19 protein-coding genes and 1 riboswitch are annotated in these 23,158 nt (G+C 67.9%); of the genes, 10 read left to right on the forward strand and 9 right to left on the reverse strand.

Annotated elements, in window-relative coordinates; genetic code table 11:
• The first annotated feature begins 81 nt into the window (after positions 1 to 81).
• Positions 82 to 555, forward strand: a complete 474-nt coding sequence (locus AC1DKV_RS20360; RefSeq protein ID WP_441617497.1) for an excinuclease ATPase — start codon at positions 82 to 84, stop codon at positions 553 to 555.
• 76 nt (positions 556 to 631) lie between these two features.
• Here AC1DKV_RS20360 and argC read toward each other — a convergent pair whose 3' ends face one another.
• Both argC and AC1DKV_RS20370 read right to left on the reverse strand, forming a co-directional pair.
• Entirely contained in the window at positions 632 to 1,579 is a 948-nt protein-coding gene (argC, locus tag AC1DKV_RS20365; protein ID WP_441617499.1) for an N-acetyl-gamma-glutamyl-phosphate reductase, read from the reverse strand.
• An 87-nt stretch (positions 1,580 to 1,666) separates the two neighbouring features.
• Positions 1,667 to 2,443: an exodeoxyribonuclease III gene (locus AC1DKV_RS20370; protein WP_441617501.1), complete on the reverse strand. Its 777-nt coding sequence runs from the start codon at positions 2,441 to 2,443 to the stop codon at positions 1,667 to 1,669.
• 30 nt (positions 2,444 to 2,473) lie between these two features.
• Here AC1DKV_RS20370 and pyrE point away from each other — a divergent pair, with 30 nt between their 5' ends.
• From pyrE to AC1DKV_RS20390, 4 genes are all read left to right on the forward strand, one after another.
• Positions 2,474 to 3,163 (forward strand): orotate phosphoribosyltransferase, encoded by a 690-nt coding sequence (gene pyrE / locus AC1DKV_RS20375; protein ID WP_441650125.1) that lies wholly within the window; start codon positions 2,474 to 2,476, stop codon positions 3,161 to 3,163.
• Positions 3,164 to 3,344: 181 nt separating this feature from the next.
• Entirely contained in the window at positions 3,345 to 4,085 is a 741-nt protein-coding gene (locus tag AC1DKV_RS20380; protein WP_477137869.1) for an acetoacetate decarboxylase, read from the forward strand.
• A gap of 132 nt (positions 4,086 to 4,217) precedes the next feature.
• Positions 4,218 to 5,000, forward strand: coding sequence for a 3-hydroxybutyrate dehydrogenase (locus tag AC1DKV_RS20385; protein WP_477137870.1), 783 nt, complete (start codon positions 4,218 to 4,220; stop codon positions 4,998 to 5,000).
• A gap of 241 nt (positions 5,001 to 5,241) precedes the next feature.
• Positions 5,242 to 6,459 (forward strand): DUF3734 domain-containing protein, encoded by a 1,218-nt coding sequence (locus tag AC1DKV_RS20390; protein ID WP_441650134.1) that lies wholly within the window; start codon positions 5,242 to 5,244, stop codon positions 6,457 to 6,459.
• A gap of 216 nt (positions 6,460 to 6,675) precedes the next feature.
• Here AC1DKV_RS20390 and AC1DKV_RS20395 read toward each other — a convergent pair whose 3' ends face one another.
• The 4 genes from AC1DKV_RS20395 to AC1DKV_RS20410 are packed head-to-tail and all read right to left on the reverse strand — an operon-like array spanning position 6,676 to position 10,219.
• The gene (locus AC1DKV_RS20395) at positions 6,676 to 7,485 is read right to left on the reverse strand and encodes a polyphosphate kinase 2 family protein (RefSeq protein ID WP_477137871.1); all 810 of its coding nucleotides are present in this window, start codon (positions 7,483 to 7,485) and stop codon (positions 6,676 to 6,678) included.
• Between the two features lie 48 nt (positions 7,486 to 7,533).
• The gene (gene dapF / locus AC1DKV_RS20400; protein ID WP_477137872.1) at positions 7,534 to 8,400 is read right to left on the reverse strand and encodes a diaminopimelate epimerase; all 867 of its coding nucleotides are present in this window, start codon (positions 8,398 to 8,400) and stop codon (positions 7,534 to 7,536) included.
• Between the two features lie 53 nt (positions 8,401 to 8,453).
• Entirely contained in the window at positions 8,454 to 9,347 is an 894-nt protein-coding gene (locus tag AC1DKV_RS20405) for a lipid A biosynthesis lauroyl acyltransferase (protein ID WP_477137873.1), read from the reverse strand.
• 5 nt (positions 9,348 to 9,352) lie between these two features.
• Positions 9,353 to 10,219, reverse strand: coding sequence for a lysophospholipid acyltransferase family protein (locus AC1DKV_RS20410; RefSeq protein ID WP_441617514.1), 867 nt, complete (start codon positions 10,217 to 10,219; stop codon positions 9,353 to 9,355).
• 379 nt (positions 10,220 to 10,598) lie between these two features.
• Here AC1DKV_RS20410 and metK point away from each other — a divergent pair, with 379 nt between their 5' ends.
• Together metK and AC1DKV_RS20420 are read left to right on the forward strand one after the other, a co-directional pair.
• On the forward strand, positions 10,599 to 11,762 hold the full coding sequence (gene metK / locus AC1DKV_RS20415; protein ID WP_477137874.1) for a methionine adenosyltransferase: 1,164 nt from the start codon (positions 10,599 to 10,601) through the stop codon (positions 11,760 to 11,762).
• Between the two features lie 235 nt (positions 11,763 to 11,997).
• Positions 11,998 to 12,969 carry a Kdo hydroxylase KdoO gene (locus AC1DKV_RS20420; RefSeq protein ID WP_441650123.1) on the forward strand — a complete coding sequence of 324 codons (972 nt, stop codon included), beginning with the start codon at positions 11,998 to 12,000 and terminating at the stop codon, positions 12,967 to 12,969.
• Between the two features lie 39 nt (positions 12,970 to 13,008).
• Here the strand turns inward: AC1DKV_RS20420 and AC1DKV_RS20425 are convergent, their stop codons facing one another.
• A complete protein-coding gene (locus AC1DKV_RS20425) occupies positions 13,009 to 14,412 on the reverse strand; it encodes a coniferyl aldehyde dehydrogenase (protein ID WP_477137875.1) in 1,404 nt (467 codons plus the stop codon).
• Between the two features lie 442 nt (positions 14,413 to 14,854).
• On the opposite strand from AC1DKV_RS20425, the gene AC1DKV_RS20430 reads away from it, so the two are divergent.
• Positions 14,855 to 16,534, forward strand: a complete 1,680-nt coding sequence (locus AC1DKV_RS20430) for a GMC family oxidoreductase (protein WP_477137876.1) — start codon at positions 14,855 to 14,857, stop codon at positions 16,532 to 16,534.
• Positions 16,535 to 16,592: 58 nt separating this feature from the next.
• Here the strand turns inward: AC1DKV_RS20430 and AC1DKV_RS20435 are convergent, their stop codons facing one another.
• Positions 16,593 to 18,137, reverse strand: coding sequence for a methyl-accepting chemotaxis protein (locus tag AC1DKV_RS20435; RefSeq protein ID WP_477137877.1), 1,545 nt, complete (start codon positions 18,135 to 18,137; stop codon positions 16,593 to 16,595).
• A 204-nt stretch (positions 18,138 to 18,341) separates the two neighbouring features.
• Entirely contained in the window at positions 18,342 to 20,003 is a 1,662-nt protein-coding gene (locus AC1DKV_RS20440; protein WP_477137878.1) for an acyl-CoA dehydrogenase family protein, read from the reverse strand.
• 251 nt (positions 20,004 to 20,254) lie between these two features.
• Positions 20,255 to 20,356, forward strand: a riboswitch (TPP riboswitch).
• Between the two features lie 101 nt (positions 20,357 to 20,457).
• Here AC1DKV_RS20440 and thiC point away from each other — a divergent pair.
• Together thiC and AC1DKV_RS20450 are read left to right on the forward strand one after the other, a co-directional pair.
• Positions 20,458 to 22,344 (forward strand): phosphomethylpyrimidine synthase ThiC, encoded by a 1,887-nt coding sequence (thiC, locus tag AC1DKV_RS20445; protein WP_477137879.1) that lies wholly within the window; start codon positions 20,458 to 20,460, stop codon positions 22,342 to 22,344.
• A gap of 134 nt (positions 22,345 to 22,478) precedes the next feature.
• A partial coding sequence (locus AC1DKV_RS20450) for an NAD(P)/FAD-dependent oxidoreductase (RefSeq protein ID WP_477137880.1) occupies positions 22,479 to 23,158 on the forward strand: 680 nt, incomplete at its 3' end.

Genomic DNA, 23,158 nt, shown 5'->3' on the forward strand with positions numbered 1-23,158 from the left:
GTGGTCCGGGCCGCCCGCCGGGTGCCATGGCGCGCAGCGCCGATGGCATTTCCCGTTGCGTCGCTGAGCAAGGAGCGGAACATGAAACGATGGGTGCGGTTCAGCCTGATGGCCGGTGCCCTGCTGGCCGGAGCCAACGCGCAGGCCGGCGACCAGTTGCTCAACCAGCCGATCGACAAGGCGCTGGCGTCGGCCGATGCCAAGGCGCGCGTCGATCCGTCGATCAAGCTCCAGTTTGGCCTCAACCGGCCGGCCGATGTCCAGGGCGGGCAGTCGTTCAAGACCGTCAAGCGCATCCGCCGGCCCATTGACACTAGCAGCGCCACCGGCGGCCCGCCGCCGCCGGGCGACGAGGAACTGTGCGCGACCACCTTCGTGCAGGCGGTGCAGGAGCTGCAGCAGCGCGCGATGAAGGAGGGGGGCAACGCGGTGATCGATATCCGCAGCAACTGGAAGAACGACGAGACCGCCAGCGACAGCACCTATGTCTGCGCCAAGGGCGGCGTCTTTATCGGCGTCGCGCTCAAGGGCGTGGTGGTCCGCACGGGCAGCTGAGCCCGGCTGCGGCCGCCCACGAAAAAAGCCGGCGGCTGCCGGCTTTTTTCGTTTGCCGCKAGCGGCAGGGCGAGGATCAGGCGCTGAGCCCGGTTGCCTCGTCCGCGCCCACGTGCACGTTCATGCATTGCACGGCGGCGCCGGCGGCGCCCTTGCCCAGGTTATCCAGGCGCGCCATCAGCACGATGCGCTCGGCCGAGCCGAACACGAACAGGTCCACGCGGTTGGTATCGTTGCTGGCCTGCACGTCGAAGAAGCCGCCGTCGAGATTGGCCTCATCGCCCACCGGCATCACGCGCACGAACTGCTCGCCTTCATAGTGCTTGCGATAGATGTCGGCGATCTGCTCCGGCGTGACCTTGCGCGCCAGGCGGTCCGGGTACACCGGCACCGTCACCGCCAGGCCCTTGAGGAAGTTGCCGACGATCGGGTTGAAGATCGGTGCCTGCGCCAGGCCGGTCTGCACGCGCATTTCCGGCAGGTGCTTGTGCGCCAGGCCCAGGCCGTAGGGACGCGGGCTGTTCAGCTTCGGGTTACCGCCGGCTTCGAACTCGGCAATCATCTGCTTGCCGCCGCCGCTGTAGCCGGTCAGCGAGAAAGCCGAGACCGGATAGTCGGCCTGCATCACGCCGGCTTCCACCAGCGGGCGCACGGCCAGCACGAAGGCACTGGCATGGCAGCCCGGCACGGCGATGCGCTTGCTCGCGCGGATCTTCTCGCGCTGGCCGCGCGTCAGTTCCGGCAGGCCGTAGGCCCAGCTGTCGGTGGTGCGGAAGGCCGTGCTGGCGTCGATCACGCAGGTGTCCGGGTTGGTCACCAGAGACACGGCTTCGCGCGAGGCCACGTCGGGCAGGCACAGGAAAGCGACGTCGGCGGCATTCAGGAATCGTGCTCGTTCGGCCGGATCCTTGCGCTTGTCGTCGGCGATACGCAGCAGTTCCACGTCGGAACGGCCGGAGAGATAGTCGAGCAACCGGAGGCCGGTGGTGCCTTCCTGACCATCTACGAACACTTTGAAAACCATGGCGGACTCACTCGGAAATACGAAGGTTCCCGTGCCGGAATCGGACGGGAGCCTGCATTGTAACTAGGTTGGAACAGGTTCGGGCCGCTACAGCGGGAAGTCGTAGTCGATCGACAGCGGCGCGTGGTCGCTGAACTTCTCGTCCTTGTAGATCGAGGTGGCGTGCGCCGTCCCGGCTATCTTCGCGGTCGCCAGGTGGTAGTCGATGCGCCAGCCGACGTTCTTCGCGTAGGCCTGGCCGCGGTTGCTCCACCAGGTGTACTGCTCGGGGCGCGGGTCCAGCTTGCGGAATACGTCCACATAGCCGTGCACATCGAACAATTCGCCGATCCAGCTGCGCTCTTCCGGCAGGAAGCCCGAGTTCTTCAGGTTGCCCTTCCAGTTCTTGATGTCGATTTCCTTGTGCGCGATGTTGACGTCGCCGCACAGCACGATCTCGCGTCCGCTGGCCTTGAGTTGCAGCAGGTGGGGCAGGAAGGCTTCCATGAAGCGGAACTTGGCGAGCTGGCGCTCTTCGCCGCTGGAGCCGGACGGCACGTAGACGGAAATCACGGCCAGGTGCGGATACTGCACCTCGACGTAACGGCCCTCGCTGTCGAACTCGGCGCAGCCGAAGCCGGTGATCACGCGCTCGGGCTTGTGGCGGGTGTAGAGGCCGACGCCGCTATATCCTTTCTTCTCCGCGTAGTGGAAATAACCGTGGTAGCCGTGCGGCGCGAGGAACGCTTCGGTCATGTCGGCGGCCTGGGCCTTGAGCTCCTGGACGCAGACCATGTCKGCGTCCTGCTTGGCCATCCATTCGAAAAAGCCTTTCTTGGCCGCGGAGCGGATGCCGTTGAGGTTGGCGCTGATAATCCGTAACATCTCGGGAAATTTTGAAATCAGAGAGAAAAGATGACGCAGCAGACGACGCCGCAGCCCGGCGCTGGTGACCTCAGCCAGACTTTCATCCGCTTCGCGCTGGACGCCGGCGTGCTGTCCTTTGGTGAATTCGTGACCAAGGCCGGCCGCAAGTCGCCGTACTTCTTCAACGCGGGCCTGTTCAACCAGGGTGCAATGCTGGGCCAGGTGGCGCAATTCTATGCGAAAACCCTGCTGGCCTCGGGTCTGGACTTCGACGTCCTGTTCGGACCGGCCTACAAGGGCATCACCCTGGCCTCGGCCACCGCGGTGGCGCTGTCCGGCCTCGGACGTGACGTGGGCTTCGCCTACAACCGCAAGGAGGCCAAGGACCACGGCGAAGGCGGCACGCTGGTCGGCGCCAAGCTCAAGGGCAAGGTGGTGATCGTCGACGACGTGATCTCCGCCGGCACCTCGGTGCGCGAATCGATGCAGATGATCCGCGCCGCCGGTGCCGAGCCTGCCGCCGTGCTGATCGCGCTCGACCGCATGGAAAAGAGCGGCACGGCCGAGCAGGTCGGCACCCATTCCGCGGTGCAGGATGTACAGCGCGAATATGGCGTGCCGGTCATCTCCATCGCCAGCCTGAAGGACCTGCTCGCCTACCTGGACGCTTCCCAGGATCCCGCTCTGGGCGGCTCGCGCGAGGCGGTTGCTGCCTATCGCCAGCGMTACGGCGTATAGTCTGGTTTCTGTCGCCCGGGGCATTGCAAGGTTTTGTCGCCATGCAGCAGGCCACGGGAACCGCGCGGAAAAATCGCCGGTCTGATTGATCTCGCTGGCCGGCCGGGATGGTCCCGTCGCCAGCGATTCGCCTTGCCGCCCGGCAAGGCGGCGCAGCATCTCTTCAGGAGGTTAGCTGGCGATGGACATCAAGACGATCCGCGAGCAGGCATTCGCCATGCCGCTCACCAGTCCGGCCTATCCGATGGGTCCGTACCGCTTCATCCACCGGGAATTCTTCATCATCACCTACCGCACCGATMCCGCGCTGCTGCGCGCGGTGGTGCCGGAACCGCTGGAGATCACGGATGCCGTGGTCAACTACGAGTTCATCCGCATGCCCGATTCCACCGGGTTTGGCGACTACACCGAATCGGGCCAGGTGATTCCCGTCACCTACGAAGGCAAGGCCGGTACCTACACCCATGCCATGTACCTGGACGACMATCCGCCGCTGGCGGGCGGGCGCGAGTTGTGGGGCTTCCCGAAGAAGCTCGCCAGCCCCAGGCTCGAGGTCCACACCGATACCCTGGTCGGCACGCTCGACTACGGTCCGGTGCGCGTGGCCACCGGCACCATGGGCTACAAGCACCGCGAACTCGACAAGGACGCGCTCGGCCTGGCGCTCTCCAGCACGCCCAACTACCTGCTCAAGGTCATTCCGCACGTGGACGGCAGCCCGCGCATCTGCGAGCTAGTGTGCTACTTCCTCAAGGACGTGGAGATGAAGGGCGCCTGGACCGGCCCGGCGGCACTGTCGCTGTCGCCGCACGCGCTGGCGCCGGTGGCCGCGCTGCCGGTGCTGGAGGTGCTCGGCGCCAGGCACTTCGTGGCCGATCTCACGCTCGGGCTGGGCGAGGTGGTGTTCGACTACCTCGCCTGAGCGGCCCGCACGCTCGCCGGTGCGGCCGGTCCTGCCCGGCCTGCCGTCCGGTTCTTCGCTCTTTTCATTCCCGCGCACCGCGGGCATTGCGCCCGCAGCAACCAACCCGCATCAACCATACGAGGTGTCTTCATGAAGCTCCAGGGAAAAACCGCCATCGTCACCGGCGCCGCCAGCGGCATCGGCAAAGCCATTGCCGACCTGCTGGCCAGGGAAGGCGCGGCGGTCGCCATCGCCGACCTGAATCTCGAAGCGGCGCAGAAGGCCGCGGCCGACATCGAGGCGGCCGGCGGCCGCGCCATCGCGGTGGCGATGGACGTAACCAGCGAGGATGCCGTCAACAGCGCCACCGACGAGGTCGCCAAGGCCTTCGGCGGCATCGATATCCTGATCTCCAACGCCGGCATCCAGATCGTCAACCCGATCCAGAACTACGCCTTCTCCGACTGGAAGAAGATGCAGGCCATCCACGTCGACGGCGCGTTCCTCACCACCAAGGCCGCGCTCAAGTACATGTACAAGGACAAGCGCGGTGGCACCGTGATCTACATGGGCTCGGTCCACTCGCACGAAGCGTCGCCGCTGAAATCCGCCTACGTCGCCGCCAAGCACGCGCTGCTCGGCCTGGCGCGGGTGCTGGCCAAGGAAGGCGCGGAGTACAACGTGCGCTCGCACGTGATCTGCCCGGGCTTCGTGCGCACGCCCCTGGTGGACAAGCAGATCCCGGAACAGGCCAAGGAGCTGGGCATCAGCGAAGAGGAGGTGATCCGCCGCGTGATGCTGGGCGGCACCGTGGACGGCGTCTTCACCACCGTGGACGATRTGGCCCAGACCGCGCTGTTCCTTTGCGCATTCCCGTCGGCGGCGCTGACCGGCCAGTCGTTCATCGTCAGCCACGGCTGGTACATGCAGTAAGCAAGGACGGCCGGCGCGGCGGCACCATGCCGCCGGCCGKCCGCGCGAAGGACAAAACCATCAAGGAGAAGCCGTGGCAGGCGGACGTCGGCAGAAAGCAAATCAGGCAGTGACGAAGATCGAGAAGAACGGCGCGCGCAGCGAAGCCGCGGCCGTGGTGGCCGACCCCGCCGCGCCCGAGGTGAGGCAGGCGGTGGCGAAGGCGAGGGCCAAGGCACCAAGGGAGCCGGAACCCAATTTCCTGCCTCCCGGCGGCTGCGCGGCGCCCGACCTCGCGCCCGAGGGCGCCGGCCGCAAGCGTCCCGCGCACCACGAATACACGGTCAGGGCGCTGGTGCTGCAGGGCGGCGGCGCGCTCGGCTCCTACCAGGCCGGCGTGTACCAGGGCATGGCCGAAGCCGGTATCGAGCCCAACTGGGTGGCGGGCATCTCCATCGGCGCGCTCAACGCGGCGGTGATCGCCGGCAACGCCCCCGAGCGCCGGGTCGAGCAGCTGCGCGCGTTCTGGGAGTACATCTGCCAGCAGCCCTGGCTGCCCAGCCTGCTGCCTTACGAGATGGTCGCGCAAAGCGCCAGCCAATGGCCCGACCCCGTGCGCATCTGGTTCGACGGCATCGAAGCCGCCCGTGCCGTGCTCGAAGGCCAGCGCGGCTTCTTCCAGCCGCGTCCATGGCCGATGCTGTTCGAGCACCAGGGCGGACCCGGCCAGGCCAGCTACTACGACACCGGGCCGCTCAAGACCACGCTCGAACGCTTCGTCGACTTCGACCGGATCAACCACCACCACAACGAAATGCGGGTATCGGTGGGCGCGGTCAATGTGCACAGCGGCAATTTCGCCTATTTCGACAACACGCGCCGCAAGCTGCGCGCCGAACACTTCATGGCATCCGGCGCGCTGCCGCCCGGCTTCCCGGCCGTGGAGATCGACGGCGAGTTCTACTGGGACGGCGGCCTGGTTTCGAACACCCCGCTGTCCGAAGTCCTCACCGCCCAGCCCCGCCGCGATGCGCTGATCTTCCAGGTCGACCTGTGGAGCGCGCGCGGCAAGCTGCCGCACAACCTGCTGGACGTGGCTGAACGGCAGAAAGACATCCAGTACTCCAGCCGCACGCGCACCATCACCGACTACATGGGCGAGCAGCAGAACTACCGCCGCATGCTCAGCGAAATCATGGCGCTGGTGCCGCAGGCGCAGCGCGACAACGACTGGTACCGCAAGGCAGCCGAATACGCGTGCGACGCGCGACGCAACGTGATTCAGCTCATCTACCGGGACAAGACCTTCGAGGGCAACGCGAAGGATTACCAGTTCGGCCTGCTCACCATGAACGAGCACTGGACGAGCGGGCTGGATGATATCCGCGAGACGTTGCGGCATCCGGAGTGGCTGGCGATGCCCACCCACGAGAGGCCGTTTGTCACGCATGACATCCATCGGGGGAATGGCGGGAAGTAACGGGAAGTAATGAGAAGTAGCGGCGCGAAGTAACGGGATTTACGTGGTTTCGCCTTGGCGATACCACGTTCAAATTCAAAGGCTTAAAGACTTAAAGGCTTAGAGGCAGCCTGGAAAGCCTTTGGATCTGCCTTCGTTGCCGAACCTGATCCTGGATTTGCGGCGAAAGCCCCGGGCCCCGCAAAACCGGAGCCCCCCAGGAAAGACCTCCTGCCCTCATACCACTTTCAATTTCCCTAAGCCCGGAGCCGCGGCCGGGTAAGCCGGCTTCAACCTGGAAAACACCTCGGAAATAATCTCCGCCACCATCAGGTTCCGATGCGTCTTGGAATCCGCCGGAACGATATGCCAGGGCGCTTCCGGCGTGCTGGTCGCGGCGATCGCGGCCTCGTAGGCCGTCATATAGCTCTTCCAGTACTGCCGTTCCTCCAGGTCCTTCGGGTCGAATTTCCAGTGTTTCTGCGGATCTGCCAGGCGGGCTTCCAGCCGGGATTTCTGCTCATCCCTGGAGATGTGCAGGAAGCACTTGATGATGGTGGTGCCAGTTTCCATCAGCAGCGTCTCGAAGGCGCGCAACTGCTTGTAGCGGCGCTGGCATTCGTCTTCGTCGATCCACTCGTGCACGCGCGTGATCAGCACATCTTCGTAATGGCTGCGGTTGAACACCACGATCTCGCCGGCGCGCGGGACCTGGGCGTGGATGCGCCACAGGTAGTCGTGCGCGAGTTCTTCAGCGGTGGGGGATTTGAAGCTGACCACGCGGATGCCCAGCGGGTCGAAGCTGCGGAAGACGCCACGCACGGTGCCGTCCTTGCCGCTGGTGTCCATCMCTTGCAACACCACCAGCAGCTTGCGCTTGTGCTCGGCGTAGAAAATGTCCTGCTGCTGGTCGAGCTGGACGCTCAGTTCCGCGATGCGGGCCAGGTCGGCGGCCTTGTCGCCGCTGGAGAGCGGCTTGGCGCCGGCGTCGAAGTCGGCCAGTCGGAAGTTCTTGCCAGAGGTGACGCGGAAATCGGCGAGCGGCATTGGCACTCCATCAGGGGGGCGGCCCGGCCGGGCCGCGAGCCCCTATGGTCAGCCAGGCAGCCGCTCCAGGTCAATGCTGCCTTCGAACACGGTGGTGGCCGGGCCGGTCATGCGTACCGGCTCGCCTTCGCCGTCCCAGGCGATGGTGAGGTCGCCGCCGTGCGTATGCACCAGCACCGGCGAGTCGAGCAGGCCGCGGCKGATGCCCGCGACCACCGCCGCGCAGGCGCCGGTGCCGCAGGCCAGCGTTTCGCCGGCGCCGCGCTCGAACACGCGCAGGCGCACGGTGTGGCGTTCCTGCACCTGCATGAAACCGGCGTTGACGCGGTTGGGGAAGCTCGCGTGATGCTCGATGATGGGGCCGTCCTGCAGCACCGGGAAGGCCTCGGTGTCGTCCACCACCTGCACCGCGTGCGGGTTGCCCATCGAGACGGCGGAAATCCATTCCGTGCGGCCGTTTACCTCGAGCCCGTAAAGGGTGTCGCGGCCTTCGGCGCGGGTCGGCAGGCCGTCGGGGMGGAAGGGCACACGGGCCGGTTCCAGTTCGGGCGCGCCCATGTCSACGGTGACCTGGCCGTCGTCCTGCAGCGTCAGCGTGATCACGCCGTTCATGATTTCCACGCGCACCGAGCGCTTGTCGGTCAGGCCCTGATCGGTGACGAAACGCACGAAGCAGCGTGCGCCGTTGCCGCAGTGCTCCACTTCGCCGCCGTCGGCGTTGAAGATGCGGTAGCGGAAGTCGACGTCGTCGCGGGTGGGCTTCTCCACCACCAGGATCTGGTCGGCGCCCACGCCGAAATGCCGGCTGGCGAGCGCGCGCCACTGCGCGGGTGTCAGGTTCAGGGTCTGGCGGATGCCGTCGAGCACGACGAAGTCGTTGCCGGCGCCATGCATCTTGGTGAACTGGAGTTTCATGGTGCGATTGTATTCCTCGCCGGGCGTGCCTGCCGGACACGCCGCGGGCGGTTTCAGTAGATCTCGGGCTCGCCCGGCGGGCGGTGCTTGAAGCGCTTGTGCACCCAGTAATACTCGGCGATGCGCKGGCGGATGCAGTCTTCGAAGAAGGCGTTCATGCGCCGCGTGTCGTCGGTCACGCTGTCGCCGGGATAGTCTTCCCAGGCAGGCAGCACATGCAGCACATAGCCCTGGTAGTCGGGCAGCATCTCGGTGTAGATCGGCACCACCMTGGCACCGGTCAGGCGCGCCAGGCGCGACACGGAGGTMAGCGTCAGGGCCTGCACGCCGAAGAAGGGGACGAACTCGGAGTCGCGCTCGCCGAAGTCCATGTCGGCGATCAGTTGCAGCGCTTCGCCCTTGCGCAGGCAGCGGATGATGTCGCGCGCGCTGTCGTTGCGGGCGATCATGTTGGCGCCGAAGCGGCCGCGCGCATGCTTGAGGAAGCCGTCGAACAGGTCGTTCTTCTGCTTGGTGTAGAGCGAGGCGCCCKAACGGCCCACATGGTCGCGCAGGTGGATGGTCAGGCGGATCGCGCCGGCTTCCACGCCGGACAGGTGCTGCGTGACCAGGATGTGCGGCTTGCCGTCCAGCGCCACCAGGTCGGCATGATCCTCGATGCGCACCCAACGGCGCATCTGCTTCTCGCTGCCGGTCCAGAAGATGCCGCGCTCGGCAAAGCTGCGGAACACGGTGCGGAAGGTCTGGCGCGACAGCGCCTCGATCTCGGCGTCGCTGCGCTCGGGAAAGCACAGGCGCAGGTTGGTCTGCACCACCTTGCGGCGGCTGCTGGGGATGAGGTAGAGCAAGCTGCCCAGTCCTTCGCCGAAGCGCGCCACCAGCGGATAGGGCAACTTGCCCAGCACGGTCAGCAGGGCAATGCCCAGCCAGGTAAAGATACGGCTCATTTGTTCTAGTTGGAGAGCGGCGCAGGTTCGGGAGGGGCCTCGGCGCCGCGCGGTTGCTTGTATCGGTTGTAGCCCCACAGGTACTGCGTGGGCGCGGCGCGGACCAATGCCTCGATGGCCTGGTTGAGCACGGCGGCAGCTTCGCCCGGATCGTCCGGCAAGGGTTCTTCGATCACCTTCATATGCCCGAGGAAGCCTTCGCCGCGCGGCAGGCGCTCGGCGAAGATCGCGGCGATGGGCGAACCGGTGTGCTGCTGCAGGCGCTGCACCAGGGTCATGGTGTAGGCGGGCTTGCCGAAGAACGGCGCCCACGCGCCTTCACCGCCAGGCGGTACCTGGTCAGGCAGGATGCCAACCGCTTCGCCGCGCTTGAGCGCCTTGAGCAGCATGCGCACGCCGCGCGGCTCCGCGGGTGCCATGGCAAGATTGTGACGAGTGCGCATCTTCAAGATCCAGGCGCGCAGCCAGGCCTGGTGGGGTGGCTTGTAGAGCGCGGTGACCGGATGCTTGAGCGCGAACGCCTGCGGCAGCACTTCGAAGCAGCCCAGGTGGGGAACCAGGATGATCAGCCCGCGGCCTTGCGCCATCAGGCGGTCCAGTTCAGGCCACAGTGGCAGGGCAAAGCCGTACAAGCGCCGCGGCGGGTTGCGGCGGCACCAGAAATACGGCATCTCCAGGATCATGCGGCCGGTGGCGCGCGCGGCTTCTGCCAGCGTGGCCGCGTCAGCGCCCGGATAGGCCTGGCGCATGTGCGCGGTCAGCCGCGTGCCGTAGCGTCCCGGCAGGCGCGCTGCCAGCAGGCCCAGCGCACCGCCGGCGGCGTGCAGCCACGACAGCGGCAAGCGGGAAATCAGCCAGAACAAAAAGGTCATCGGATCGTGCTCTGCGGCACGGTGGCCGGGTTCAGTGATTCATGTTTTGCCCGCTGCTGCCGTTAGAGGGGGCAATCGAAATGACATGGGGTCCGTTACCGGGCCCGCACACCGCTTGCACTGTCAGACAGGCGCCTGTGCCTGCGGTTTCACTGCGAAAAGGCCGCCACCGGCCCCGGCAGCGCCGCACGGGCAACCCCAATCGGAACGGGGGCGCTGCAGGCCGGCTCGCAGCCGCGTATAATAACGCGTATCGCCGAGTTAACTGACAACTTGCGGGGCGATACCGTTCTACCGGAACGGCTTGAAAATACCGCTAAAGCGTCGCCGCCCGGACTGAATAGGTTGGCACGCAATAGCCAACCTGGAGAATAAGTTCGTGGCAAACGACTTCCTGTTCACTTCGGAATCCGTCTCCGAAGGCCATCCCGACAAGGTCGCAGACCAGATTTMCGACGCAGTCCTGGACGCCATCCTGGCCCAGGACAAGTACGCGCGTGTAGCGGCCGAAACCCTTTGCAACACCGGGCTGGTAGTCCTCGCCGGGGAAATCACCACGACCGCCAACGTCGACTACATCCAAGTCGCGCGCGACACCATCAAGCGCATCGGCTACGACAACACCGACTACGGCATCGACTACAAGGGCTGCGCCGTGCTGGTCGCCTACGACAAGCAGTCGCCCGACATYGCGCAGGGCGTGGACCGTGCCTCCGACGACTACCTGAACCAGGGCGCCGGCGACCAGGGCCTGATGTTCGGCTACGCCTGCGACGAGACGCCGGAACTGATGCCCTTCCCGATCTATTACTCGCACCGCCTGGTCGAGCGCCAGTCGCAGCTGCGCCGCGACGGCCGCCTGCCCTGGCTGCGCCCGGATGCCAAGTCGCAGGTGACCGTGCGCTACGTCGATGGCCGCCCGCACAGCGTGGACACCGTGGTGCTGTCGACCCAGCACGCGCCGGACATCAGCCAGGCGCAGATCCGCGAAGCCGTGATCGAAGAGATCATCAAGCCGGTGCTGCCGGCCGCGATGCTCAAGGACACCAAGTACCTGGTCAACCCGACCGGTCGCTTCGTCATCGGCGGCCCGCAAGGCGACTGCGGCCTGACCGGCCGCAAGATCATCGTCGACACCTACGGCGGCGCCTCGCCGCACGGTGGCGGCGCGTTCTCGGGCAAGGATCCGTCCAAGKTCGACCGCTCGGCCGCCTATGCCGCCCGCTACGTGGCCAAGAACGTGGTCGCCGCCGGCCTGGCGCGCCAGTGCCAGGTGCAGGTCAGCTACGCCATCGGCGTGGCCCGCCCGATCAACGTGACCGTGTACACGGAAGGCACCGGCAAGATCTCCGACGAGGCGATCGCCGCGCTGGTGCAGGAGCATTTCGACCTGCGCCCGAAGGGCATCGTGCAGATGCTGGACCTGCTGCGCCCGATCTACGAGAAGACCGCCGCCTACGGCCACTTCGGCCGCGAAGAGCCGGAATTCTCGTGGGAAGCGACCGACAAGGCTGCCGTCCTGCGCGCTGCCGCCGGCCTGTAAGGCTGTMGCGTCCGTACCGAAAAGCGCCGCCTCCGGGCGGCGTTTTTCTTGTGCCCGCGGCAGGGGGCGCGAAAGCCGCCCGGCTTGCCGGAGATCAACCGCGGCGCTCCAGGCGTGGCGCGGCGGGGCCGCGAGGGTAGAATCGCGGGATCGCAAGGCTGCCCGTGCAAGTGGCGTCTTGTCATCCCGCGGGAGCCCGCTGGATTCCGCCGGAGCCCGCATACCGAGGATGCCCATGCCACAAGAATCGACTCATTCGACCCGCCCGGTCTCCACGCCCGCCGTCTCCGGCCCGGCTACCGTGCCCGGGGCGAGCGAGCCTGCCTTCAACCTGATCCGCACGCAGCCCTACACGGACTGGGCGCCGCAGGTCGACGCCGCCACCGCGGCAGGCCTGCGCCAGCAGCTGGAGCAGGGCGCGGTGCTCTACTTCCCGCAGTTGCAATTCCGCTTCGAGACCGGCGAGGAGCGTTTTCTCGACAGCCGCTGGTCCGACGGCAAGTCCAAGAACATCAACCTGCGCGCCAACGACCGCGCCGTGCGCGGCGCCACCGGCAGCGAGCGGGATCTCGGCGACCTGTACCGGCTGATCAAGCGCTATGCCGAGTCCAGCGAAAAGCTGGTGCTGAGCCTGTTCCCGGAATACGGCCCGCACATGGTGCGCGCCGGCACCTCGCTGCGCCCGAGCGAAATCGCCGGCCGCCCGGTGAGCTGGCGCAAGGACGACACGCGCCTGCACGTGGACTCCTTCCCGTCCAACCCGCTGCTGGGCCAGCGCCTGCTGCGCGTGTTCCACAACATCGACCCGCAGGCGCCGCGCGTGTGGCGCGTGGGCGAGCCCTTCGGCGATTTCGCGCGCCGCTTCGTGCCGCAGACCAAGGGCATGTGGCCGGGTCAGGCCCGCCTGATGGAGTTGCTGCGCATCACCAAGCGCCGCCGCTCGGAGTACGACCATCGCATGCTGCAGCTGCATGACCTGGCCAAGGCGGACCTGGCATACCAGGCCAGCGTGCCGCAGCAGGAATTCCACTTCCCGCCGGGTTCCACCTGGATTGTGTTCAGCGACCAGGTGCTGCATGCGGCCATGCGCGGCCGGGCGATGATGGAACAGACCTACTACCTGTCGCCGAAGGCCATCAGCGATCACACGCACTCGCCGGAGGCGGTGCTGGCGCGCATGCTGGGCCGGCCAATGCTGTCATCCTGACGCGAGTCCGGCCCTGGGGCGCGGGCCGGCGGCGCCGCGTCAGCGCATCAGCATCCGGATCATCGTCTCGAAGCGCTTGCCGTATGGCGGCTTGAGCAGTCCGGCGCCGTTCAGTCCGGATTGCCGGAAGATCGGCTTGAGCTTGGAGAAGGTCTCGAAGCCCGCTTCGCCGTGGTACGCGCCCATGCCGCTGGGCCCTACGCCGCCGAAGGGCAGGTCTTCCTGCGCGATGTGCAGCAAGGTCTCGTTGATGCTGACGCCGCCTGCCACGGTCTGCGCCATCACGCGGTCGATCGCGCCGCGCTCCTTCTCGAACAGGTAGAGCGCCAGCGGCCGCGGCCGCGCGTTGACATAGCCAATGGCCTCGTCCAGCGAGCGGTACGTCACCAGCGGCAGCACCGGGCCGAAGATTTCTTCCTGCATCACGGTCGCGCCGTCGGGCACGTCGAGCAGCAGCAGCGGCGCCAGCCGGCGCCGCTGCGGGTCGGAGTGCGCCTGCGTCAGCGGCACCACGCGGGCGCCCGCGCGGGCGGCGTCGCCGACCAGGCCGTCGAGCCGCGCGAAATGGCGCGCACTGATGATGGTGGTGTAGTCGGGATTGCTGCCGAGGTCCGGGTAGAGCCTGCCCGCGCAGGCGCGCGCCGCTTCGACGAAGCGGTCGCGCATCGCCTCCGGCAGCAGCACGTAGTCGGGCGCGATGCAGGTCTGGCCGGCATTGAGCAGCTTGCCGACCAGGATGCGCTCGACCGCGCGCTCCAGGTCGGCACCCGGGCCGACGATGGCCGGCGACTTGCCGCCCAGCTCMAGCGTGACCGGCGTGAGGTTGGCGGCCGCCGCGCGCATCACATGGTGGCCGACCTGGGTCGACCCGGTGAACAGCAGGTKATCGAAGGGCAGGGCGGAGAAGGCGCTTGCCACCCCGGCGTCGCCGTTGACCACCGTGAGCTCGTCGGCGGCGAAGGCCTGCTGCGCCAGCGTGGCGAAGAGCGCGGCAAAGCGCGGCGTGTACTCGGAGAGCTTGACCATGGCGCGGTTGCCCGCGGCCAGCGCGCCCGCGAGCGGGCCGATGGTCAGGTAGAGCGGATAGTTCCATGGCACCACGATGCCGATCACGCCCAGCGGCTGCGGCATCAGCCGCGAGCTGGCCGGCTTGAACCACAGCCCGGTGCGCGCGCGCCGCACCCGCATCCAGCGCTTGCCGTGGCGCAGCGCGCCGTCGATGCCGGCCAGGCTCGGGAAGACCTCCAGCAGCGCGGTTTCCTGGCGCGGCCGGTTGCCGAAATCCGCGCTGATGGCCTGCGAGATCTCGTCCTGATGATCCGTCACCAGCTTGCGCAGACGGCGCAGGCGGTCGGCGCGCACGGTCCAGGCCGGTGCCTGGTCGCTGCGCGAGGCGGCGCGCATGGCGTCGAATACGGATGACATCTCGGGCACTTCTCTCATGTGGCGATCTCCCATGGGCCATGCGCTGCCCGTGGCGCGCGCGGCGTTATCGATTCCCGCACCATATGCCATGCCGTGCGCGGTGACAATGCCGGCCGCCCTGGCGGGAACCGCTTCAAACGGGCGTATTCCGGCCGTATTCCGGGCGTATTCCCGCAGGACTGGCGGGTGTCTCCGGGCGCATGCGGCTGCCTCCGCGGGACCTGCCGCCGGCACGCTCGCAGGTGCATTCCCCGCCCCGCTTCCGGCTTGGTTCCGCCTTCGTTCCGCCTGCGTGCCCGTGCATCTCCGGCGGCCGGCCAGCCACCTTGCGCGTCTCCCGCTTCCCCCTTTTCAGCTCCCGTGCAAAGCGCCTACACTGGTTTTCAGACCGGATCTGCGGGCAGCCGCGGCGGGCGCCGCAAGCCCGGGCGCACCGACCTCCGACCACGCGGAGAGACAGATGGAAACCACCTTTGACTATCTCGTCGTCGGCGCCGGTTCGGCCGGCTGCGCACTGGCCGGGCGCCTGGCCGACAGCGGCAGCGACAGCGTGGCGGTGCTYGAGGCGGGCGGGCACGATCACCATGTGCTGGTTTCCGCGCCGGCGGGCGCCGCCCTCATGCTGCCGCGCGCGGGTGCGCGCAATTACGGCTACCGCACCGTGCCACAGCCCGGCCTGGACGGGCGCCGCGGCTACCAGCCGCGCGGGCGCGGGCTCGGCGGGAGTTCCTCGCTCAACGCCATGATCTACACGCGCGGCCGTCCGTCCGACTACGACGGCTGGGCCATGGGCGGCTGCGACGGCTGGGCCTGGGACGACGTGCTGCCCTACTTCCGCCGCGCCGAATGCAACGAACGCCTGGCCGGACGCGACGACGACCCGCTGCACGGCGGCAGCGGCCCGCTGCACGTATCGGACCTGCGCACGCCCAATGCCTTCGGCCAGCGCTTCATCGAGGCGGCGCAGCAGGCCGGCTACCGCCGCAACGACGATTTCAACGGCATGGAACAGGAGGGCGCAGGCTGGTACCAGGTGACCCAGCACGGCGGCGAGCGCTGGAATGCCGCGCGCGCCTATCTCCATCGCGGCGATGCCGACGACCGCGCCAGCAACGCCGGGCGCGCCAACCTGCATGTGCTGACCGGTGCGCAGGTGCTGCGCATCGAATTCGACGGCCGCCACGCAGTGGGCGTGACGGTGCGGCTGGACGGCCGCGAGACCTTGCTGCGGGCGCGCCGCGAGGTGATCGTCTCGGCCGGCGCCTTCGGCTCGCCGCAATTGCTGATGGTGTCGGGGGTAGGCCCGKGGGCGCATCTGCGCGAGCTGGGCATTCCCGTGGTGCACGACCTGCCGGGCGTGGGCGCCAACCTGCAGGACCATCTCGACATCATCGTGCACAAGCGCGTGGCGGCATCGGAGCTGTTCGGCGTGTCGGTGGGCGGTGCCTTCCGCCTGCTGGCCGAGATCCTGCGCTACCGGCGCGAGCGCACCGGCATGCTGACATCCAACTTCGCCGAGGCCGGCGCCTTTCTCAAGAGCCGGCCCGAGCTGGAGGAGCCCGACCTGCAGCTGCACTTCGTGGTCGGCATGGCCGACGACCATATGCGCCRCATTCGCTTCGGCCACGGCTATTCGTGCCACGTCTGCGTACTGCGCCCGCACAGCCGCGGCGAGGTCACGCTGGCCTCGCCCGATATCCGCGAGGCTCCGCTGATCGATCCGCGCTATCTGTCCGACCCGCGGGATCTCGACGACCTCGTGTCCGGCGTGCGCATCGTGCGCCGCATCCTGGCCCAGCCGCAGCTGGCGGCGTTCGGCGGCAAGGAGCTCTATTCGGGGCACCTGCCCGCGGAGGGCGGCGATGACGGCGTCATCCGCGCCATGATCCGCGAGCATGCCGACACCATCTATCACCCGGTGGGCACCTGCCGCATGGGCATGGACGAAGGCGCGGTGGTCGACCCGCAGCTGCGCGTGCGGGGCGTGGAGGGTTTGCGGGTGGTCGACGCATCGATCATGCCGACGCTGATCGGTGGCAACACCAACGCGCCCGCCATCATGATCGGCGAACGGGCGCATGACCTGATCCGCCACGGCCCGCGCGTGGTGCTGCGCCTGGCGGAGACGCTGGCGGTGTAGCCGGCGCCGGCAGGCAAGGGCCCGGCGCGCGGCGGCCGGGCCCGATGCGCCGCGCCGCTCAGGCCTTGGCCAGGCGGAAGGACGATACCGTGTCGCGCAGCTTGCCGGCCTGGTCGTCCAGGGACTGCGCCGCCGCGGCCGCCTCTTCCACCAGCGCCGCGTTCTGCTGCGTGACCTGGTCCATCTGCCCGACTGCCTGGTTGACCTGTTCGATCCMTGCGCTCTGCTCGTCCGACGCCGCGGCGATCTCGGCGATGATGTCGGACACGCGCTTGACTGCCTGCCGCACATCGTCCATGGTCTTGCCGGCGTCCTGGGCCTGCGAGGAGCCGGCGCGCACGGTGCCGACCGATTCGTCGATCAGGTCCTTGATCTCCTTCGCCGCGCTGGACGAGCGTTGCGCCAGGCTGCGCACCTCGCCGGCCACCACCGCAAAGCCGCGGCCCTGCTCGCCGGCACGCGCGGCTTCCACCGCGGCGTTGAGCGCCAGGATATTGGTCTGGAACGCGATGCCCTCGATCAGGCTGGTGATCTCGGCGATGCGGCTGGAGCTGGTGGCGATCGCGCCCATGGTCTGCACCACCTGCTGCACGGCGGTGGTACCGTGTTCGGCCACGCGGGCCGCATCGCCGGCCAGGCCACTGGCCTGGCGCGCGTTGTCCGCGTTCTGCCGCACGGTGGTGGTCAGCTCCTCCATGCTCGATGCGGTTTCTTCCAGCGACGCCGCCTGCTGCTCGGTGCGTGCCGACAGGTCGGTGTTGCCCGCCGCAATCTGGCGTGCCGCCACGCCCACGGACTCCGTCGAGGTGCGGACTTCGCGCATCGCCACGCCCACCCGCCCAAGCAGGGTGTTGAAGGCCGCCGCGGTACGGCCGATCTCGTCCAGGCGGCCGACCGGCGCGCGGCGCTCCAGGTCCAGGCTTTCGCTGACGTATTCCAGGGTCTGCTCGATCTCGGCCAGGCTGCCGTGGATGCGGCGGTACAAGGTCACCGCCAGGGCGCCGGTGACCAGCACGGCCACGGCGATCACGACCGAGAACACCACCACTGCAGTGCGGTACTGCCCGCGGTTTTGCACGACCGCCCGCTCGCCCAATTCGCCGTTGTAGGCGATGTGCTCGTCGAGCGCCTTGCGCAGGACGGCGGAAGCGTCGTGCAGTTCGCCGCTCAACAGCATTGCCTGGGCGCMGAGGTAATCGTTGGCCCGCGATTTTTCCAGCAGGGCGGGGCGCGCATCGCGATAGCGCTTGAAGGCCGCGCGGTCCGCTTCCAGCAGCTTGCCGTCGGTGTCGTCGCTGATATCGTCGCGGCCGTACTTGGCGGTGGTGGCTTCGAACTTCTGGTCGGCGCGCGCCATGGCTTGCTCCATGCCGGCCTTGGCCTTGGGGTCCTCGCTCATGGTGTGCTGGTACATCGCGATGCGCATCGCATTCACGTCGTCCTTGAGGCTGCCAAGGGTGCGCACGCTGCCCAGCGTGTTGTCGTTGAAGTATTCGAAGCGATCTTCCGACTGGCTGAGCTGCCAGATGCCGCCGAGGCCGACCACCAGCAGGGCCAGCAGGGCAAGAGAGAGGGAAAGCAACAAGCGTTGACTGATATTCATGTCGGGATGGGCGACGCCCGCCTCGGCGGAGCGCGGCACTGAGTCAGGAAAATGGACGATCCGGCACTTATGTATGCAATGTATGCCATTAGTGTCAAAGGCTGTTTACGGCAGGACCGGCAGCAGCTGTAGCGCTGCCGGGGAATTAAGAAGGGGGGGCGGGCCGGGAAGATGGCCCGGGGGCAGGCCGGAGCGGGCCGGCTTTCAGGCCGGCCAGGCGCGCGCCACCACGCGCGCCAGCCCGGCCGCGTCGCCCTCCAGCGTGCCGAACACGCGGCCGTGCTGGCGCCCGAGGCGGCTTGCCACGAAGTGCTCGGCATCCTCGGCATCGGCATGGCCCAGCATCAGCGCCGCCTGCGCGGCCAGCACCAGGCCCTGGGCAAAGCGCCGCGCGCCGGCCTCCATGTGTTCGGGGGCGTCGCGCAGCATGGCCTGCAGCGAGGCCAGCTCGGCGCGCACCGCCGGATGTCCGCCGGCGCGCCGGGCCAGGTCCTGCAGCAGCCGGGCGCCGTCTTCKGGATTGCGCTGCAGCGCGCGCAGCACGTCCAGGCACATGATGTTGCCCGAACCCTCCCAGATCGAGTTGACCGGGGCTTCGCGATACAGCCGCGCCATCGGCCCGTCTTCCACGTAGCCGTTGCCGCCCCATACCTCCATGGCTTCGCCGGTGACCTCGATGGCGCGCTTGCAGATCCAGAACTTGGCCGCCGGCGTGACGATGCGCTTCCACGCGGTGGCCAGCGGATCGGTGTCGGCGCGCTCGAAGGCTTGCGCCAGCTCCATCATCAGCAGGGTCGCGGCCTGGCTTTCCAGCGCCAGGTMCGCCAGCACGTTGCGCATCAGCGGCTGGTCCGCCAGCAGGCGGCCGAAGGCCATGCGGTGGCGCGCGTGGTGGAGCGCCTGCACCAGCGCGGCGCGCGTGATGGCGGCGCTGCCGATCACGCAGTCCAGCCGCGTATGGGTGGCCATTTCGATGATGGTCGGGATGCCGCGGCCTTCCTCGCCGATCAGGATGCCGGTGGYGCCGCGGAACTCCACCTCGCTGCTGGCGTTGGAGCGGTTGCCCAGCTTGTCCTTGAGGCGCTGGATCTGCACGGGGTTCTTGCTGCCGTCGTCGCGAAAGCGCGGCACGAAGAAGCACGACAGCGGCCCGTCCTCGGCACCCATGCGCGCCACCACCAGGTGCGCATCGCACATCGGCGCGGAGAAGAACCACTTGTGGCCGGTGAGCTCGTATTCGGCGCCGCGGCCCTCGCCGCGCACGGCGCGCGCCACGGTGGTATTGCTGCGCACGTCCGAGCCGCCCTGCTTTTCCGTCATGCCCATGCCGATCATGACGGCGCGCTTGTCGCGCCAGGGCAGGTCGCGCGCATCGTGTTCCGTGGCGAACAGCTTCGGCCCCAGTTCGGCAAACAGCGCGGCCTCCTTCTGCAGCACCGGGATGCTGGCGAAGGTCATGGTGGGCGGGCACAGCGAGCCCGATTCGGCCTGCGCCTGCAGGTAGTAGCCCGCCGCGCKCGCCACCCAGGCACCGTCGCGCGGCTGYGCGAACGGCAGCGCCTGCAGCTGCTGGCCGCGCAGCAGCCCCAGCAGTTCGTGCCATGCCTGCGGGAATTGCACCTCGTCGATGCGCTCKCCGGTGCGGCTGTGCGTATGCAGTTGCGGCGAATCGCGGTTGGCCTCGGCCGCCCAGCGCTGCACGTCGGGCTCGCCCAGGCGCGCGCCGAATGCCTCCAGCGCACCGGCATGCCAGCCGCCTCCCAGCCGTTCCAGCGCGGCGCGCAGCACCGGGTCGCCGGCGAACAGGTTGTGGCCGGCGAGATCCGGAACCTGGTTGAACACGCGATGGGTGGCGGCTTCGGTCATGCGGTCTCCAGGGTGGCGTGGTGCGTGATGTCGCAGTGTTGTCCTGTTTTCTGCATGGTAGAGCAAGCCGCGCATCATGTGACGGCAAGGGGCGGCCCCGCACGGCGTCAACCATGCCGCTCCGGTGTGGTGCCCGCGTCCCACGATGCCTGCCGCGCTGCAACAAGCGCCAATGCTGACTTCCGCGCACGACTGTCCAGATTGAAACAGGGGTGGTCAAGCCCCGGCCCTTGTGCTTAAATTCACCCCGTTGGATGAAACAGGGGTGCCGTACGGATGGGCCGTGCGGCTGAGAGAGTCCCTTCGAACCCGATCCGGCTAGTACCGGCGTGGGAAGTTTCATGGTTACCGAACAGCTCCTGCCTCCAGCGAGGCACATGACCCGGACACAGCGCCGCGTCCATGCTCAGGGCTCCTGGTTTCGTCCATCCCCGCAAGAGAGAGGACGATACCCATGGCCCGCACAAACTCCGCCCCCGCCGCTTCCTTCGAGTCGCTCGAGACCGATCTCGACAAGAAGTTCGCCTATCCCGCTTCCAGCAAGACCTACCTGAGCGGCAGCCGCCCGGACATCCGCGTGCCGCTGCGCACGATCCTGCAGACGTCCACGCGCACGGACAAGGGCGAGATGTCCAACCCGCCGATCCCGGTGTACGACACCTCCGGCCCGTACAGCGACCCGGACGTGCATATCGACCTGAAGGCAGGCCTGCCCTCGGTACGCGGCAAGTGGATCGAAGAGCGCGGCGATACGGAAGTGCTGGCCGGCCTGTCGTCGGAATACGGCCTGGCGCGCGCCGCCGATCCGGCCACCGCCCACCTGCGCTTTGCCCAGCTGACCAACCCGCGCCGCGCCAAGGCCGGCGCCAACGTGTCGCAGATGCACTATGCGCGCCGCGGCATCATCACGCCCGAGATGGAATACGTGGCGCTGCGCGAGTCGCTGAACCTGCAGGCGCTGTACGACAAGCCCGAATACAAGGCGCTGCTGCGCCAGCACCCGGGCAATGCGCTGGGTGCGTCGCTGCCGCTGCGTCCGGAAGACATGACGCCGGAATTCGTGCGCAAGGAAATCGCCTCTGGCCGCGCCATCATCCCCGCCAACATCAACCACACCGAACTGGAGCCGATGGCGATCGGGCGCAACTTCCGCGTCAAGATCAACGGCAACCTGGGCAACTCCGCCGTGACCTCGTCGCTKGCCGAGGAAGTGGAAAAGATGGTGTGGTCGATCCGCTGGGGCGCGGACACCATCATGGACCTGTCCACCGGCAAGCACATCCACGAAACCCGTGAATGGATCCTGCGCAACTCGCCGGTGCCCATCGGCACGGTGCCCATCTACCAGGCCCTGGACAAGACCGGCGGCATCGCCGAGGACCTGACCTGGGAGATGTTCCGCGACACGCTGGTCGAGCAGGCCGAGCAGGGCGTGGACTACTTCACCATCCACGCCGGCGTGCTGCTGCGCTATGTGCCGATGACCGCCGACCGCGTCACCGGCATCGTCTCGCGCKGCGGCTCGATCATGGCCAAGTGGTGCCTGGCGCATCACAAGGAAAACTTCCTGTACACGCATTTCGACGAGATCTGCGAAATCATGAAGGCCTACGACGTCTCGTTCAGCCTCGGCGACGGCCTGCGTCCGGGCTGCATCGCGGACTCCAACGACGACGCCCAGTTCGGCGAGCTGCGCACGCTCGGCGAGCTGACYGACAAGGCCTGGAAGCACGACGTGCAGGTCATGATCGAAGGCCCGGGCCACGTGCCGCTGCAGCGCATCCAGGCCAATATGGACGAGGAACTCAAGCACTGCTACGAGGCCCCGTTCTACACGCTCGGACCGCTGGTGACGGACATCGCCCCCGGCTACGACCACATCACCAGCGGCATCGGCGCGGCCAATATCGGCTGGATGGGCACGGCCATGCTGTGCTACGTCACGCCCAAGGAACACCTGGGCCTGCCGGACAAGGAAGACGTGCGCGAAGGCATCATCACCTACAAGATCGCCGCCCACGCGGCCGACCTTGCCAAGGGCTGGCCGGGCGCGCAGCTGCGCGACAACGCACTGTCCAAGGCGCGCTTCGAGTTCCGCTGGGAAGACCAGTTCAACCTCGGCCTGGACCCCGAGCGCGCGCGTTCGTACCACGACGCCACGCTGCCGGCCKAAGGCGCCAAGATCGCGCATTTCTGCTCGATGTGCGGTCCCAAGTTCTGCTCGATGAAGATCACGCAGGAAGTGCGCGACTACGCCGCCTCGCTCAAGCCCGAAGCCGAGCAGGGCATGCAGGAAAAGTCGATCGAGTTCGTCAAGAGCGGCAGCAAGATCTACTCGTAAGGCAAGGGGGGCGGCCCCCGCGCAAGCGGGCGCCGCACACGTAGTACCGTGCCTTCGCGAGGAGGCGCTCCCAGACTTAAAGGAGGCCGGCGCCCGCCGCGCAGTCGCGGCAGCCGCCGGCGCAAAGCATCCCCATGACAGTGCAGTCGTTTGATGTGGCCGTGCTCGGCGCCGGCCTGGCCGGGCGCCTTTCCGCCTGGCAACTGGTGCGTGCCGGCCTGCGCGTGGCGCTGGTCGAGCGAGCCGGCCCCGATGGCGCCGGCTCCGCCGCGCACGTGGCCGCGGCCATGCTGGCGCCGCTGGCCGAATCCGCCATCGCCGAGCGCCGCATCGTCGAGCTGGGCGTGGCCAGCGTCGATCTCTGGCGCGCCTGGGTGGCCGAGCTGCCCGAGCCGGTGTTTTTCCAGGAAGACGGCACGCTGGTGGTCTGGCATGCGCGCGACCGCGGCGAGATGTCATTGTTCACCAGCCGCGTGCGCGCGGTGGCGCCGCCCGCGCTGGTGGCCGAGCGCATGCGCGCGCTCGACGGCAACGGCGTGGCCGCGCTGGAACCCGCGCTCGCGGGGCGCTTCCCGCAGGGCCTGCTGCTGGCCGGCGAAGGCCAGCTCGACAACCGCGGCACGCTGCGCGCGCTGCTGGCGTGCGCGGTGGCCGAAGGCCTGCATTGCGTGTGGGAAGCCGGCGAGATCGAGGCCCGGGACCTGCCTGCGCTGGGCATCAGCGCGGGCGCGGTGCTGGACTGCCGTGGCCTGGGCGCGCGCGCCGCGTGGCCCGCGCAGCCGGCCGCGCGCGGCACCATGCCCGGCCTGCGCGG

Source organism: Cupriavidus sp. 05T41 (assembly GCF_056396525.1).